The sequence below is a fragment of the Klebsiella sp. DY2415 genome, assembly GCF_026314315.1.
GTDB lineage: Bacteria > Pseudomonadota > Gammaproteobacteria > Enterobacterales > Enterobacteriaceae > Klebsiella > Klebsiella ornithinolytica.
In genome coordinates, this window is record NZ_CP111115.1 from 795,871 (window position 1) to 811,884 (window position 16,014).

A 16,014-nucleotide genomic window follows, 5' to 3' on the forward strand; every position below is an offset into this window, starting at 1 on the left:
TCGGGAGAGGGAATGCGGTGGCTCAGCCCGCGCTATGTCTGTACATTCTGCGCGGATGGCCAATTTTACCGTATTGCATCTCCACGCTGAGAAAACCGCTCTCCACGCAGTGTTCCAGATAGCGGCGGGCGGTGGTTTTACTCAGTCCCGTCGCGCTCGCGACTTCGTCCACCGAAAAGCAGTGCAGCGTATGGTGGCTAAAGAGATTTTGTACCCGCGCCAGCGTATTCCCCTCTATGCCTTTGCTGCCGTTATCCTGACGGTAATTTTTCGCCTGCAGTTGATACAGGGAGTCCACGTTTTGCTGATCGACAATCTTCCACACCCGCTGTTGTTCAGCGAACTGCATAAAGCGCTCAAGTGACTGGTTAAGACGCTTCCACGATACCGGCTTGAGAATGTAGTCGAACGCGCCGTTGCGGATCGCCAGGCTACAGGTATCCATATCGCTGGCGGCGGTGATAAAGATGACCGAACAGTGGGTACCTGCCAGCATCGCATTGCCGATAAGCGTAATCCCTTTCCCGTCCGGCAGGTAATTATCCAGCAGCACCAGCTGCGGTCGCTTACTCTCAATTTGCGTCTGCGCGTCAGCCAGAGATGACGCAATGCCCACCAGCCGCAGGCCCGGATGTTTGCCAATCAGCTCCGCATGCAGCAGCGCCAACGCGTGCTCGTCTTCCACGATCAGTACATCGATAAGTTCATGTTGCATAGTCGGTCTCTTCCAGTTCCAGTTCCTGTTCCGGGCGCCAGGCGCTTCCCGTGGCGGGAATAAACAGTGAAAAAATCGCGCCGCGGGGTATATTGTCGGCGACCTCGATCGTCCCGCCAGCCTGGCTGACATAGCTGTCGATCAGGTACAGTCCGATGCCGTGGTCGCCGCAGGTTTTGGTGGTGATGCCGCGCTCAAATATCCGCTCGCGCAAGGCCGGCGTAATGCCAACCCCCCGATCGGCCACTTCGACGATCAGCTCTTGCGCATTCAGCTTGATCAGCACCTCTACCGGCTCGTGCGGCAACGGCGCGCGCTGCGTCGCTTCAATGGCGTTATCCAGCAGGTTGCCGATAATCGAAATCAGCTCTGCTTCGGCAAGCGGTGCGAAGGGGCTCGCCATCCGGCAGGCCGGATCGAAGCTCAGTTGCACCCCTTTTTCGCGGGCGCGGGAGGCCTTGCCTAACAGCAGACCGCACAGCGTTGGCGAATGAAAGCGCGACGAGATAAAGTCCAGCAGCTCCTGGGCGTGTTCTGACTGGGCCTGAATATAGTGAATGGCTTCCTCATAGCGCCCCATATGCAGCAGGCCGGAGAGCGTGGTCATGCGGTTGAGCTGCTCATGGCGCATGATGCGCAGATTGTCGACGTAGCGTTTCACCTGGCTGAGCTGAGCGCTGAGGGTGTCTATCTCATTGCGATCGCGGAAAGTTATCACCCAGCCCTGCAGCGAGTCCTCCAGCATGATCCGTACGCGGCTGGCGATCACCGTCAGATCGTTGAACCGACAGATCTCATCATGCGTGTCCCGTTGCAGCATTGTTTGCGGTGAGAAGAAGGGGACGGGGGCGATCACCTGGCCGATCGGCTGTCCGCGCAGCTGTCGGGCGGGCTGATTCAGGCCCAGCAGCTTCCGCGCCGCCTGGTTGATCACCTCGATCCGCAGATGGTCATCGATAGCGATCACCCCTTCGTAGATCGACTCCATCATCGCCTTTTGCTGGCGCACCAGCAGACCGATTTCACGCGGCTCAAGCGAGAAAATCTGCTTCTTAATGCTGCGGGTAAAAAACCATGAAAACACGAACAGGGCCACGAGCAGCAAAACGGCAGCGAGCAGAATATTGACGGCTTTACTGACGGTAATGGTGTCGAGATAGCTGGTGAGATAGCCCACGGAGACAATACCCACCACCTGGCCGTCCTCGCTGAATATCGGGGCTTTGCTGCGCAGCGAAATTCCCAGACCTCCCTGGCGAATGGTGGTGGTGGTTTTGCCCTTCAGCACCTCCTCGTTATCACCACCCACGAGCAGAGTGCCGACCCGGTCGGCGAACGCCGAATGAAACAAATGACGACCCTGATTATCGCCGACGACAATAAAACTAGCGTCACTGCGTGCCGCTATTTTATGCATGAAATGAGTGATTGCGCTAATATCCTTTCTGGCGACATTTTCCCGTAATACAGGGATGATGGCGATCTCTTCTGCTTGTATTTTTGCCCGCGTGCTCATTTCCATATACAGCTGTTTTTCGACATCAATATAATAATAGCCTCCCAACAGCACGAAGAGTACTGAGAAAAAGGCCGTCAGTGAAATGAACAGCTTTATTTGAAATGACACTTTCATCGCTATCACGCTGGGTATCAATGGAAGTGGCTAATATATCATCTTTTTTCCGGCTGGCATCTGCTTTGCCGGAAACTTGTGATCCTTTGCACAAGCGCTCTGCATAAGGAAAATATTGCTGCCGCAGCAGATCTTAAATTTACGTTAATAAATGTTATTTGTTTGTTCGTTTTAGAAAATAAACCATAAAAACCACGCCAATAAATAAACTATGAATCACATTAAATAAAAGAAACCATTAAAACCATAGCATCCATTAAAGTTTCGGTTTTAATATGCTGATCCTCACATTAAGTCTGCTTTGGGCACATTAAGCTGCCTGCACAAAATAACCAAGGGGCTTAATAATGAGCACAACTGACGATTCTTTCTCTGTTACCCAGGACCCAATTGATATTCACAAACCTTCGCTCAAAGAGCGCTGGTGGCATATTATGGATAGCTGGAAAGTAGGGATTATTCCTTTACCGCTGTTTGTTCTTGCCGGACTGCTGATTGCCGTCGATTGTCTGGGGGGGAAGTTACCGAGTGATATCGTGGTGATGGTTGCCACGCTGGCGTTTTTTGGTTTTGCCTGCGGCGAATTCGGCAAACGTCTGCCGATCGTCGGCAAGCTCGGCGCGGCGGCGATTTGCGCGACGTTCATCCCTTCGGCGCTAGTCTACTACGGCCTGCTGCCGGATGTGGTGGTGGAGTCCACCACCAAATTCTACAAATCCACCAATATTCTCTATCTCTACATCTGCTGCATTATTGTCGGCAGTATCATGAGTATGAACCGCACCGTGCTGATCCAGGGCTTCCTGCGCATCTTCTTCCCGATGCTGTGCGGTGAAATTGTCGGCATGATCGTCGGTATGAGCGTGGGCCTGGCGCTCGGTCTTGAACCGTTCCAGATCTTCTTCTTTATCATACTGCCGATCATGGCGGGCGGCGTGGGCGAAGGGGCGATCCCGCTGTCGATCGGCTATGCGACGTTGCTGCATATGGATCAGGGCGTGGCGCTGGGACGCGTCCTGCCGATGGTGATGCTGGGCGGCCTCACCGCCATTATCATCTCCGGCTGTCTGAACCAACTCGGCAAACGCTATCCGCACCTGACCGGTGAAGGCCAGCTGATGCCAAACCGCGCGAATACCGATGAAACGGCCCCCCAGCCGGCCTTCTCTGGAAAAGTCGACGTTACTACCATCGCTTCCGGCGCGCTGCTGGCGGTACTGCTGTATATGCTGGGGATGCTGGGCCACAAGCTGATTGGTCTGCCTGCACCGGTCGGCATGCTGTTCATGGCGGTGCTGGTGAAACTGTTTAACGGCGTCTCCCCGCGCATCCTTGAAGGTTCTCAGGTGGTCTACAAATTCTTCCAGACTTCTGTGACCTATCCCATCCTGTTTGCCGTTGGCGTCGCGATCACCCCGTGGCACGAACTGGTCGCTGCTTTCACCGTCAGCAACCTGCTGGTGATTATCAGCACCGTCTCTGCGCTGGTGGCGACCGGTTTCTTCGTCGGCAAAAAGATTGGCATGCATCCGATTGATGTCGCCATCGTCTCCTGCTGCCAGAGCGGACAGGGCGGCACCGGTGATGTGGCGATTCTGACCGCCGGCAATCGTATGAGCCTGATGCCATTCGCCCAGATTGCCACTCGTATCGGCGGCGCAATTAATGTCTCGGTCTCGCTGCTGATTCTCGGCAACTTCCTTGTTTAAGTTTTCAGGAAACAACAATGAAACTCGCAAGCTTTATCTATCAGGACATTCGCAGCTTCGGCATCGTCAAAGCCGAAGGGATGATTGATTTAGGTCGTCGTCTTGGCGATCGCTACGGCGACCTCAAGGCGCTGCTGCAGGGTAACGGCCTGGCTGAAGCCAGCCGCTATCTCGACGACGCGGTGGATGTGCCCATGGCGGGCGTGACCTTTTTGCCGGTGATTGAACAGCCGGAAAAGATCCTCTGCGTGGGTATGAACTATGCCGAAAAGCGCAAAGAGTTCGATCAGCACAATCCGGCGCCGACGCTGTTTGTCCGCTTTGCCGATTCTCAGACGGCGCACAACGCGCCGGTGTTGAAACCGCGCCATTCCCGCGAATTTGACTACGAAGGCGAACTGGCGGTGATTATCGGCAAAGGCGGCGAAAACATCCGTCGCGAGGAGGCGCTGCGCCACGTTGCTGGCTACAGCTGCTACATGGATGGATCCGCACGCGACTGGCAGCACAGCTGGTTTACCGCGGGGAAAAACTGGCGGCAGACCGGCGCATTCGGCCCGTGGATGGCGACCGCGGATGAGATCCCGGATCCGCATCAGCTGACGATCCGCACCTGGCTGAACGGCCGGATGGTTCAGGATGACAACACCAGCAGCATGATCCACAAGGTGGCGGAGCTGATCGAGTACATCAGCACCTTCACCCGCTTAAGCCCGGGCGATGTGATCATCACCGGATCGCCGGGTGGGGTGGGGAAAAAGCGGAACCCGCCGCTGTTTATGCAGGAGGGCGATCGCATTGAGGTTGAGATTGAGCATATTGGCCATCTCAGCAATGTGATCATGGAAGCGCCAGCCAGCACGCTGACGACGGCACATTGAGTAAGGCGTGATGATGGACTCGCAACCCGCTATCGACTTTCGCTTCACGGAAGTGGCCCAACACCCGGAACGTCTGAGCCGGATTCGTTACCTGCTGACGGACAGCGGTCTGGGGATGGACAACGATATCACGCTGTTCGTTGAGGCCTGGTCCGGAGGACAACTGGTGGGCTGCGCGGGGCTGGCCGCCAACGTTATCAAATGCGTGGCGGTCGATGAGCAGCTGCGCGGTGTGAATCTCAGCGCGCGGCTGCTGGCGGAAGTGGAAAACGTCGCCCTCGCGCGCGGCCATTTTCATCTCTTCCTCTGCACCCGGCCCTGTAACGAGGAGCGCTTTTCCCGCAGCGGCTTCTGGCCTGTCGCCCGCAGTGGCAATAACGCGGTATTGATGGAGAACACGCCGCAGGGCATTACGCGCTACTGCCGTTCGCTGCGCGGTGAGCGCCGGCCCGGCAAGGATATCGGGGCGATTGTCATGAATGCGAATCCGTTCACGCTTGGCCACCGCCATCTGGTGGAACACGCGGCGGCACGCTGCGACTGGCTGCATCTGTTTGTGGTACGTGAAGACGCCTCATTCTTTCCGTTCGCCGCGCGTCTGGAGATGGTACGGGCCGGAGTGGCGCATCTGGCGAATGTCTCCGTGCACGAGGGCTCGCAGTACATCATCTCGCGCGCCACTTTTCCGGCCTACTTCCTGAAAGAGAGCGGAAAAGTGCAGCAGGCGTGGAGTGAAATCGACGTGCTGATCTTTCGCGACTACATCGCGCCGTCTCTCGGCATTACCCATCGTTTTATCGGCTCCGAGCCGTTTTGCGATATCACCCGTCAGTACAACCTGACGCTGCACGAACTGCTGGCGGGTCGTATCAACGTTGAGGAGATGACCCGTATTAAGGTCGGGGGAAGCGCCATTTCGGCCTCGGAAGTCCGCCGTTTACTTAAGACAGAACAGTATTCTCGTATTCGGGACATTGTCCCGGAATCCACTTTCGCGCATCTCGAAGCGCACTACAGCGCGGAAGTCGCTTAATTATCAGGAAACGATCATGAAAATTGTAAGGGAGGCGCTGGCCGGTACGCAGGAGTCCAGCGACCTGATGGTGAAAATCGCCCCCGCCGACGGCGAGCTGGAGATTGTCATCCACAGTGAAGTGATAAAGCAGTTTGGCGAGCAGATTCGTCAGGTGGTTGAGGAAACGCTGCACGCGATGGCGGTGCGGCAGGGGTTGATTATCATCGAAGACAAAGGCGCGCTGGATTGCGTCATTCGCGCGCGCCTGCAAAGCGCGGTGCTGCGCGCTGCCGATGAACCGCATATCGACTGGAGGACGCTGTGATGAACAGGCTCCGTCGTAGCATGTTATTCCTGCCGGGCGCTAACGCAGCGATGCTCTCTACCGCCTTTATCTACCGTCCCGATTCGATCATGTTCGATCTTGAGGACGCGGTGGCGCTGCGCGAGAAAGACAGCGCGCGCCTGCTGGTCTGGCATGCGCTCCAGCACCCGATGTATCAGGATATCGAAACCGTGGTGCGCATTAACCCGCTGAGCACGCCGTTTGGCTTGCTGGATCTGGAAGCCGCCGTGCGAGCTGGCGTGGACGTGATCCGATTGCCGAAAACCGATACTCCGGAAGATATCGACGAACTGGAAAGCCACCTGGTGCGCATCGAGCGCGACTGCGGGCGTGAAGTGGGGTCCACCCGCATCATGGCGGCGATTGAGTCGGCCGTTGGCGTCATTAACGCCGTGGCTATTGCTCGCCGTTCCCCGCGGCTGATTGGGATTGCGCTGGCGGCCTTTGATTATGTGATGGATATGCAGACCGAGCGCAGCGACGGTACCGAACTGTTCTACGCCCGCTGTGCGGTACTGCATGCCGCGCGGGCAGCCGGCATCGATGCCTTCGACGTGGTGTGGTCAGACGTGAACGACGAAGCCGGATTCCTGCGCGAAGTCGAGTTGATTCGCAAAATGGGCTTTAACGGCAAATCGTTGATTAACCCGCGTCAGATTGACCTGCTGCACAATGCGTATGCGCCAACCCGGCAGGAGGTTGAACACGCGCAGTTAGTGATTGAGGCCGCGCAGGAGGGGGAACGCAATGGCCTGGGCGTGGTCTCGCTCAACGGCAAAATGGTCGACGCCCCGATTATTAACCACGCACAGAGAGTGCTGGAACGCGCGGCCGCCTCCGGCGTACGCCGTTAAGGATAAAACAATGAACCAGACAGAACTTCTCCATGCGACCTTCCCCCATCTGCGGGATTTAAAACCGTTTGATTCTGCCCTCAGCGCGACGCCCTGGCTGGCCGACGTAGAGGAAAAGCATCGCCGTAAGCTGTGTGAATCCCTCGAGGAGGCGGTGGTGCGCAGCGGCCTGCAGGACGGAATGACTATCTCCTTTCACCATGCCTTCCGTGAAGGCGATCGGGTGATTAACAGCGTGGTGGCGAAGCTGGCGCAAATGGGTTTTAAAGGCCTGACGTTGGCTTCCAGCTCCTTGATGACCTGCAACGATGCTCTTATCGAACATATCCAGAGCGGGGTGATTCGTCGCATTTATACCTCAGGGATGCGCGGGAAACTGGCGGAGGCTATCTCCCACGGAGTGATGGATGAGCCGGTGCAGATCCATTCCCACGGCGGGCGAGTGAAATTATTACAGGATGGCGAGCTGAACATTGACGTCGCGTTTCTCGGTGTGCCGTGCAGCGATGAGTTCGGCAATGCCAACGGCACCCACGGGCGCTCCTGCTGCGGTTCGCTCGGCTATGCGATGGTCGATGCGCACTTTGCCCGACGGGTGGTGCTGCTGACTGAAGAACTGGTGCCTTTCCCCAATATGCCCGCGAGCCTGATGCAGGATCAGGTGGATTACATCGTGCAGGTGGATAGCGTGGGCGACCCGGCGAAGATCAGCGTCGGCGCGGCGCGCGTCACCAGTAACCCGCGTGAACTGATGATCGCCCGCTATGCGGCAGATGTGATTGAGCACTCCGGGTACTTCAGGGACGGTTTTTCGATGCAGACCGGCTCCGGTGCGGCGGCCACCGCCTGCACCCGCTTTATGGAAGAGAAGATGGAGCGTAGCGGCGTGAAAGCTCGTTTTGCGCTGGGGGGGATTACCGGCAGTCTGGTGGATCTGCATGAGAAAGGACTGATTGAAAAGCTGCTCGATACGCAGTGCTTCGACGGTCAGGCGGCCGCTTCGCTGGCGCGCAACCCTCATCATGTGGAGATCTCCACCAACGTCTATGCCAACCCGGGCAGCAAGGCGGCGAGCTGTGACCAGCTCGACGTGGCTATTCTCAGCGCGCTGGAAATCGACGTCGATTTCAACGTTAACGTGATTACCGGTTCCGACGGCGTCATGCGCGGGGCGTCCGGCGGTCACTGTGATGTGGCGGCAGCGGCAAACCTGACTATTGTCGTCGCCCCGCTGCTGCGTAGCCGCATTCCCACGGTAGTGAAGCGGGTGACGACGCGACTGACGCCGGGAGAAAGCATCGATGTCCTGGTCACTGACCACGGCATTGCGGTGAATCCGGCACGACCGGAGATCCGCGCGCGCCTGATTGCCGCCGGGATGAACATCGTCGATATCGACGCGCTGTACGCGCGGGCTATCTCGCTCTGCGGGGTCCCCAGACCCATTGAATTCACGGACAAAATCGTCGGCGTCATTCGCTACCGCGACGGGCGGGTGATTGATACCGTGCGCCAGGTTAAGGAGTAACAACATGACCACTGCGACACCCGTGGAGGCGGGTGTCAGCCTGGAGGCGTGGCTGGCGGCGAAAGAGTGCCGAGCGGCGCGCCAGGCTGACTGGCTAAGACGTTATCAACAGCCGATTATTTCGCTGACCCTGGTGACGCCGGGAACGGTAAAAAATAGTCTCCGCTACCGCAATACGATGGGCGTGGCGCTCCAGATGTGCGACCAGCTGCTGTGGGAGAACCGCTGGCCGGTGCGGGATCGCCAGGTGCTGTGGCTCCCGACGGGGCCTGAGGCGATGTGGTCCGTGGCGCATAATGCGCCGGAGATCAAGGCCCACTGCGTGGCGCTGGAGCAGAGTCATCCGCTCGGTAGGCTGTGGGATCTGGATGTGATCTGCCCGCAGGATGGCCACGTTGGCCGTCTGTCGCTGGGGCTGCACATGCGCCGCTGCCTGGTGTGCGATGAGCCGGCGCATGTCTGCTCTCGCTCGCGCAAGCATCCGGTCGGACAGGTGGTGGGAGGCGTGGAGAAGATTATCAATGACTGGTTTGCCCGCGACTAAATTTTGCGCCATTGAGGTCCCTCGTCTGGCGGAAGAGGCCCTGTGGCAGGAGCTGGAGCTGACCCCCAAGCCGGGGCTGGTGGACCGACTCAACAACGGGGCTCATCACGATATGGACCACGCTCTGTTTGTCCGCAGTATTACTGCGATTACGCCGTGGCTCTCCCGCTTTACCGAGCTGGGGAGTGACTACGCAGACCAACCGGCAGGCGAGCAGCTGCGCCTGCTACGCCCGATGGGCATTGCCTGCGAGCAGGCAATGTATGCCGCAACCGGCGGCGTAAATACTCATAAAGGGGGGATATTTTCTCTCGGGCTGCTCTGTTTTGCCGCCGGAAGAGTGCGGGAGGTGACCGCGTCAAGCCTCTGTAGCGAAGTGAGGATTCTGTGCCGGGGGCTGGTGGCGCGTGAGCTGGCTGGCCGCAGTGCGGCAGTAACCGCAGGCGAACGTCAGTTTCAGCAGCTGGGTTTAACCGGCGCACGCGGTGAGGCGGAAAGTGGTTTTGCGACGGTACGTCGCGTCTTGCCCCTGTGGAACGGCCGCCAGCTGCATGATTTGCTCCTGCGCCTGATGGCGGTGAATCCGGACAGTAATCTGGTGTCGCGCGGCGGTATTCACGGGCTGCGATATGTGCAGAGCTATGCGCAAACGCTGCTGGCGAACGGCTGGGATCGTCGGCGCTTACTGGAGATGGACAGAGCGCTGATAAGGCGTCATTTAAGCCCGGGTGGGAGTGCGGATTTACTGTCGGTGGCGTGGGTTTTAGCGAAGTGCGGCTGATGTCCCTCCCCCCGAAGAGCAGGGGGAGGAGGCAATCGGTTAATGCGCGGCGGTAGTCTGCGCGCCGGCCGGTACACGCACGTGTTTGTATTTAAACAGCGCGATGAAGGCGATGGCCAGAACCAGCGAGTAGGCGGCAAAGATCAGCCAGACAGGCTGCCAGTCGGTGATGCCGTTGGTGGTATACATCTCCACCACTTTCCCGCTCACCACGCCGCCGAGGATACAGCCGAAGCCGTTGGTCATCATCAGGAACATCCCCTGGGCGCTGGCGCGGATTTCAGGTCTCACCTCTTTCTCAACAAACACCGAGCCGGAGATGTTGAAGAAGTCGAAGGCGCAGCCGTAAACAATCATCGACAGAACCAGCAGCACGGTGCCGAACGGGGTCGGATCGCCATAGGCGAAGAGACCGAAGCGCAGCATCCAGGCGAAGATACTGATAATCATCACGTTCTTGATGCCATAGCGGCTCAGGAAGAACGGAATGGTCAGAATGAACAGGGTTTCGGAGATCTGGGAAATCGACATCATCACCGACGCGTGCTCAACGATAAAGCTCCCGGAGAACAGCGGGTTATTATCGAAGCTGTGCAGGAAGGTATTCCCGAACATGTTGGTGATTTGCAGCTCTGCGCCTAACAGCATGGAGAAAATAAAGAAAATCGCCATCCGCTTGTTTTTAAACAGGGCAAAGGCATCGAGGCCAAGCATGCTGCTCCAGCTCTGGTTTTTCTGCTGATTGGAGACCGGAACGTGCGGCAGCGTCAGGGTGAACAGCGCGAGGACAACGGAAAGCACCGCACCGATGTAGAGCTGCATGTGGCTCAGTTCGAAGCCCGCGAAGCTGACGCCCCACATTGCCATGATAAAGCCGATGGTGCCCCAGATACGAATCGGTGGGAAATCCGTCACAATATCCAGACCGGCGGATTTCAGTCGGTAGTAGGAAATCGTGTTGATTAAGCCCAACGTTGGCATATAGGCCAGCGAGTTAAGCAGAATCACAAAGAACATCTCCCCAGGCGTGGTGACCTGGGCCGCCATAAACAGCGTACCCGCCCCCACCAGATGGCACAGCGCGTAAACCCACTTCGCGCTGATCCACTTATCCGCCACGATACCCAGCAGCGTTGGCATCAGAACCGCCGCAATGCCGAGCGAGCTGTAAACGGCGCCGATAGACGCACCGTCGAACTTGAGCGTCACAAACATATAGGAGCCAAGTGTAGTCAGCCAACTACCCCACAGGCAGAACTGCAGAAACGACAATATTTTAAGCTGCAGCTTAAGGTTCATGTTATTTTCCTCACGAGTAAGCGGGGGATGTGTTGTGATAATTACATTCAGGGTTTCAATTTGATGAAATTCTATCAGTTAACGCCGCGATGTTTTGTTACCTTCCGCAAAAAAATGCAATCCCCATTAATTTGCAGATTAGATTGTGATGCAAATAACATTTTCCTATGGGAAAGGCGAGGTGAAGCGGGAAAAACCGCCCCTCTCACGTCAGGGAAGGGGCGGGTGAGGAGATAACCTTATTTCCGGCGGTAGGACTTCTGCGCCGTATTCACCTTATAAAGATAGCGGCGCGATTCCGCCGACGGGTGACGGTTGGTGAGGGTGGAATAGACATCCCCCGGCGTCATGCTGTTGATAATATTGGCCGCCTGGACCTTATCGCTGGAGAAGACGCGCAATACGCTGCCGGCACCGCCGTTATATGCGGTGATCACGGCATAGCGGCGCGAGGTCGGGTTATCGATACCTGACAGGTACACATTATTCAGCATCGCCAGATAGGCGGTGCCGGTATCAATGTTATTCGCCGGATCGAACAGATAGCTGCGGCTTGGCAGTCCCGATTTCCCCTGCGCCCGGAAGACATCTTTCCCGGCGCTGTGCTGCACAACCTGCATCAGACCCAGCGCATCAGCATGGCTCACGGCGTACGGGTTGAAAGAGGATTCGGTCTGCATAATCGCCAGAATCAGCGACTCATCGACGCCATACTTCCGCGCCGACTGGCGAACGTACCCGATGTACTTATGCGCACGTTTGTCGAGGTGGTTCGGCACCAGATTAATGGTGATGCTGTAGATCATCCGCAGGCCGTTGCTGCGGCTTTTCAGCCGCGTTTGCAGCAGATAATCGGCATAGCGCGAGGCTCGCCACTCCCAGCGAATCGGATCGCCGTGGTTATCCACCACCTGGCCGTACAGGAACGGCTCTTTCGAGATCTGGATATCATCGGCATCGGAATAGAGGTCGATTGACCCCGGATCGTCGCCCATCAGTAGCGTCTTAATGATGGTCTGACGTAAACGGCCGGTCGGATCGGTACCGGCGATGGTCTCGACGGTGATGGTGCCCTCATCAAAGTTGATGTGGCTACGGGTCTGATACTGATCGGTGTACTTAACGTAGTCTTTCGGCCCGGCGAGCAGAACTTCGTTATAACCCCAAATATTTTCGATGTTATGGGCGAACTGACCCATCAGAATATCGAAGCCGTTGGTGTCCTTAACCCAGGCTTCGTTATACCCATCGCCCTTTTTATTTGAGCTGGAACACGAAACGAGCAAAGGCGCAATGAGCGCTAGCGCTAAATATTTTTTCATCATTCCGGGAGTGTGCGTTGTGTTTGTTGTGCTTAAGAGTCAGAGGACTCTTACTTTTTTTCAGGCGGCGTGTAGCCTTCAATGTGCACATCTTTCCCTTCAAACAGGAACTGGATCATCTCCTGTTCCAGCAGCTTGCGATGCTCCACGTTCATCATGTTGAGCTTTTGCTCGTTGATTAACATGGTTTGCTTATGCTGCCACTGGGCCCACGCCTCTTTCGAAATCTCGTTATAGATGCGTTTGCCTAACTCACCCGGATACAGCTGGAAATCCTGGCCATCCGCTTCACGCTGCAGGAAAGTACAAAAAATCGTTCTGCTCATTAGTCATCCTCTTTATTCGCCAGAAAGCTATGCAAGAGCCCCGGCCTTCAACTGTTGCAACAAGCGCTCCACGGGAGCCGCCAGTCCAACCGACGGCGGCTGCGCTAAGTTATACCAGAGTGTGCTGCCTTCATCCATGCATGCGCCAGATGAATCTATGCTAAGCCACATCGGCACAATATCCAGATGGAAATGGCTGAAAGTGTGGCGGAACGCGGTCAGCTGCGTCAGATTATCATCCTTTATCCCACGCTCAGCCAGCCATTCGCGGAGCGCGGCCTCCTCTTCAAACTGCGGAAAACAGAATAATCCGCCCCATAAGCCGACCGGCGGACGCTGGGAAAGTAACACCGCGTTGCCATGCTGCATCAGCAGGAAATAGCCCGTCCGTTCCGGAATGGTCTGCTTCGGTTTTTTGCCAGGATATTGTGCCCATGAATGGTTTGCGTAAGCGATGCAGCCGTTACTTAACGGACAGATCTCGCATTTGGGTTTTGTACGGGTGCAGACTATCGCCCCGAGATCCATCATCGCCTGGTTAAAGCGCTCGACCCCTTTTGCCGGGGTGACCTCTTCGCTGATCTGCCATAATCGTTTCTCAACCTCTTTTTTCCCCGGCCAGCCGTTGACCGCATAGCAGCGGGCCAGCACGCGCTTCACGTTGCCATCGAGAATGGGGTAATGCTTGCCAAGGGAGAGGGATAAAATCGCGCCGGCCGTGGAGCGTCCGACGCCGGGTAGCGCCGCCACTTCGTCAAAGGTTTGCGGGAATTCGCCGCCGTGCAGGCTCGCCACCTGCTGCGCCGCCTTATGTAAATTACGCGCGCGGGCGTAATAGCCCAGGCCGGTCCACAGATGCAGCACTTCATCCAGCGGCGCCTCGGCCAGATCGATAACCGTCGGGAAGCGCGCCATAAAGCGTTCAAAATAGGGAATAACCGTGGCGACCTGCGTTTGTTGCAACATCACCTCGGAGAGCCATACTTTGTAAGGCGTTTTACCCATTTGCCATGGCAGGGTTTTACGCCCGTATTTGTCGTACCAGTCCAGCACCTGGGCTGAAAATTGCGCGGCGAGAAAAGTCAAAGCTACAGCTCCGGAATCGCGATATCAGGGTGGCAGATTGCAGCATAAGGGCGACAGGCTGTAAACCCTTGCATCCGTCGGGTAACTTTGGATAATGCCCGTTTTCCGCACACTCTCACAAGCAGACCTAACTTTTATGAAAAACGACGTCATATCTCCGGAATTCGATGAAAACGGCCGCCCGCTGCGCCGTATTCGTAGCTTCGTCCGCCGCCAGGGCCGCCTGACCAAAGGGCAGCAGCATGCGCTGGATAACATTTGGCCGGTGATGGGCGTTGAGTTCAACGATGCGCCGCTCGATTTTGCCGCGCTGTTTGGCCGCAACGCGCCGACGACGCTGGAGATCGGATTCGGCATGGGCGCTTCGCTGGTGGCGATGGCGAAAGCGAAGCCTGAGCAGAATTTCCTCGGTATCGAAGTTCACTCACCGGGCGTCGGTGCCTGCCTGGCCTCCGCCGAAGAAGAGGGTGTACACAACCTGCGCGTGATGTGTCACGATGCGGTCGAGGTGCTCCACACCATGATTCCGGATAATTCCCTCAATATGGTGCAGCTGTTTTTCCCTGACCCGTGGCATAAAGCGCGTCATAATAAACGCCGTATCGTACAGGCGCCTTTTGCTGAGCTGGTGAAAAGTAAGCTCAAACTGGGCGGCGTCTTCCACATGGCGACCGACTGGGAGCCGTATGCCGAGCATATGCTGGAAGTGATGTCATCGCTGGAAGGGTATCGTAACCTGTCAGAAAGCAACGATTATGTACCGCGCCCGGAATCGCGTCCGGTAACCAAATTTGAACAGCGTGGCCATCGTCTTGGCCACGGCGTATGGGACTTAATGTTCGAGAGGGTGAAATAATGGCAAAGAATCGTAGCCGTCGTCTGCGTAAAAAAATGCATATCGACGAGTTTCAGGAAATCGGTTTTTCCGTCGCATGGCGTTTTCCGGAAGGGAGCACCGAAGAGCATATCGATCGCACCGTGAATGACCTGATTGAAGAAGTGATCGAGCCGAACAAACTGGCGTTTGACGGCAGCGGTTACCTCTCCTGGGAAGGGCTGATCTGTCTGCAGGAAATCGGGAAATGTACCGAAGAGCATCAGGCCATTGTCCGCAAGTGGCTGGAAGAACGCGGGCTTGCCGATGTGCGCACCAGCGAACTTTTTGACGTCTGGTGGGACTAAGTTTGACAAGGGTCGGCAATTGCCGACCCGTTTTGTCTTAAGGGAGTTTTATGATGCGCAAAACGCTGCTGGCGGTGGCGCTGTCCGTTACCGCTCTGTCCGCGCACGCGGACTACCAATGTAGCGTCACGCCGCGTGACGACGTGATCCTCAGCCCGCATCAGGTGCAGGTAACAGGGGAGAACGGCGATCTGGTGATTAAACCGGACGGCAATCTGACCTATAACGGAAAACAGTATTCTCTGACTGCGGCCCAGCGTGAACAGGCCCAGGATTATCAGGCCGGCTTGCGCAGCAGCCTGCCATGGATTGATGACGGCGCGCGTACGCGAGTCGAAAAAGGGCGTCAGGCGCTGGATAAAATTATTACCGAGCAGGTTGGCGCCAGCAGCAGTATGCATGGTCGTCTGACCAAACTTGACGCGCAGCTGAAAACCCAGATGAACCGCATTATTGAACGTCGCAGCGACGGCCTGACTTTCCATTACAAAGCGATCGATCAGGTGCGCGCCGACGGCCAGCAGCTGGTTAATCAGGCGATGGGCGGCATTCTGCAGGACAGTATCAACGAGATGGGCGCGAAGGCGGTCCTGAAAGGCGGTGGCAATCCGCTGCAGGGGATCCTCGGCAGCCTCGGCGGCCTGCAAACCGCGATTCAGGAAGAGTGGAAAAACCAGGAAGCGGATTTCCAGAAATTTGGTAAAGACGTTTGTAGCCGGGTCGTCTCCCTTGAAGACAGCCGCAAAGCGCTGGTGAGTTCCCTGAAATAACGCTCTCTGCGGTGTGCCGCGGC

The 16,014-nt window shown here is 56.7% G+C and carries 17 protein-coding genes; 11 read left to right on the forward strand and 6 right to left on the reverse strand.

Annotated elements, in window-relative coordinates:
• Positions 1-22: 22 nt before the first annotated feature.
• Positions 23-715 carry a response regulator gene (locus OQV00_RS03800; protein ID WP_015585738.1) on the reverse strand — a complete coding sequence of 231 codons (693 nt, stop codon included), beginning with the start codon at positions 713-715 and terminating at the stop codon, positions 23-25.
• Complete coding sequence (locus OQV00_RS03805; RefSeq protein WP_015585739.1) at positions 705-2,348, reverse strand: ATP-binding protein; 1,644 nt, start codon at positions 2,346-2,348, stop codon at positions 705-707. Before OQV00_RS03805 ends, OQV00_RS03800 begins: the two co-directional genes overlap by 11 nt.
• 347 nt (positions 2,349-2,695) lie before the next feature.
• Between OQV00_RS03805 and OQV00_RS03810 the strand changes: the two genes are divergently transcribed.
• From OQV00_RS03810 to citG, 8 genes are read left to right on the forward strand one after another with little or no spacing between them, the layout of a single operon-like run.
• Complete coding sequence (locus OQV00_RS03810) at positions 2,696-4,057, forward strand: 2-hydroxycarboxylate transporter family protein (RefSeq protein WP_064359204.1); 1,362 nt, start codon at positions 2,696-2,698, stop codon at positions 4,055-4,057.
• A 17-nt stretch (positions 4,058-4,074) separates the two neighbouring features.
• Complete coding sequence (locus tag OQV00_RS03815) at positions 4,075-4,938, forward strand: fumarylacetoacetate hydrolase family protein (RefSeq protein ID WP_004867566.1); 864 nt, start codon at positions 4,075-4,077, stop codon at positions 4,936-4,938.
• A gap of 13 nt (positions 4,939-4,951) precedes the next feature.
• Positions 4,952-5,971 (forward strand): [citrate (pro-3S)-lyase] ligase, encoded by a 1,020-nt coding sequence (gene citC, locus OQV00_RS03820; RefSeq protein WP_195874327.1) that lies wholly within the window; start codon positions 4,952-4,954, stop codon positions 5,969-5,971.
• A 16-nt stretch (positions 5,972-5,987) separates the two neighbouring features.
• Positions 5,988-6,278: a citrate lyase acyl carrier protein gene (gene citD / locus OQV00_RS03825; protein WP_004867561.1), complete on the forward strand. Its 291-nt coding sequence runs from the start codon at positions 5,988-5,990 to the stop codon at positions 6,276-6,278.
• Positions 6,278-7,153 carry a citrate (pro-3S)-lyase subunit beta gene (gene citE, locus OQV00_RS03830; protein WP_004867558.1) on the forward strand — a complete coding sequence of 292 codons (876 nt, stop codon included), beginning with the start codon at positions 6,278-6,280 and terminating at the stop codon, positions 7,151-7,153. The genes citD and citE overlap by 1 nt, the downstream gene beginning before the upstream one ends.
• A 10-nt stretch (positions 7,154-7,163) precedes the next feature.
• Positions 7,164-8,681 (forward strand): citrate lyase subunit alpha, encoded by a 1,518-nt coding sequence (citF, locus tag OQV00_RS03835; protein ID WP_032718241.1) that lies wholly within the window; start codon positions 7,164-7,166, stop codon positions 8,679-8,681.
• Between the two features lie 4 nt (positions 8,682-8,685).
• Positions 8,686-9,225 carry a citrate lyase holo-[acyl-carrier protein] synthase gene (citX, locus tag OQV00_RS03840; RefSeq protein WP_004867550.1) on the forward strand — a complete coding sequence of 180 codons (540 nt, stop codon included), beginning with the start codon at positions 8,686-8,688 and terminating at the stop codon, positions 9,223-9,225.
• Complete coding sequence (gene citG, locus OQV00_RS03845; RefSeq protein ID WP_015585741.1) at positions 9,203-10,006, forward strand: triphosphoribosyl-dephospho-CoA synthase CitG; 804 nt, start codon at positions 9,203-9,205, stop codon at positions 10,004-10,006. The genes citX and citG overlap by 23 nt, the downstream gene beginning before the upstream one ends.
• 39 nt (positions 10,007-10,045) lie before the next feature.
• Here the strand turns inward: citG and OQV00_RS03850 are convergent, their stop codons facing one another.
• The 4 genes from OQV00_RS03850 to mutY form a co-directional block, all read right to left on the reverse strand.
• Positions 10,046-11,305 (reverse strand): nucleoside permease, encoded by a 1,260-nt coding sequence (locus OQV00_RS03850; protein ID WP_004867542.1) that lies wholly within the window; start codon positions 11,303-11,305, stop codon positions 10,046-10,048.
• Positions 11,306-11,544: 239 nt separating this feature from the next.
• Positions 11,545-12,627: a membrane-bound lytic murein transglycosylase MltC gene (gene mltC, locus OQV00_RS03855; RefSeq protein WP_015585742.1), complete on the reverse strand. Its 1,083-nt coding sequence runs from the start codon at positions 12,625-12,627 to the stop codon at positions 11,545-11,547.
• 50 nt (positions 12,628-12,677) lie between these two features.
• Positions 12,678-12,953: an oxidative damage protection protein gene (locus tag OQV00_RS03860; RefSeq protein WP_004867532.1), complete on the reverse strand. Its 276-nt coding sequence runs from the start codon at positions 12,951-12,953 to the stop codon at positions 12,678-12,680.
• Positions 12,954-12,980: 27 nt separating this feature from the next.
• On the reverse strand, positions 12,981-14,039 hold the full coding sequence (gene mutY / locus OQV00_RS03865) for an A/G-specific adenine glycosylase (protein ID WP_048023393.1): 1,059 nt from the start codon (positions 14,037-14,039) through the stop codon (positions 12,981-12,983).
• Positions 14,040-14,175: 136 nt separating this feature from the next.
• Here mutY and trmB point away from each other — a divergent pair, with 136 nt between their 5' ends.
• The 3 genes from trmB to OQV00_RS03880 are packed head-to-tail and all read left to right on the forward strand — an operon-like array spanning position 14,176 to position 15,991.
• The gene (trmB, locus tag OQV00_RS03870; RefSeq protein WP_004867525.1) at positions 14,176-14,895 is read left to right on the forward strand and encodes a tRNA (guanosine(46)-N7)-methyltransferase TrmB; all 720 of its coding nucleotides are present in this window, start codon (positions 14,176-14,178) and stop codon (positions 14,893-14,895) included.
• Positions 14,895-15,221, forward strand: a complete 327-nt coding sequence (locus OQV00_RS03875) for a YggL family protein (RefSeq protein WP_004867521.1) — start codon at positions 14,895-14,897, stop codon at positions 15,219-15,221. Before trmB ends, OQV00_RS03875 begins: the two co-directional genes overlap by 1 nt.
• A gap of 50 nt (positions 15,222-15,271) precedes the next feature.
• Entirely contained in the window at positions 15,272-15,991 is a 720-nt protein-coding gene (locus OQV00_RS03880; RefSeq protein ID WP_015585744.1) for a YggN family protein, read from the forward strand.
• Positions 15,992-16,014 lie beyond the last annotated feature (23 nt).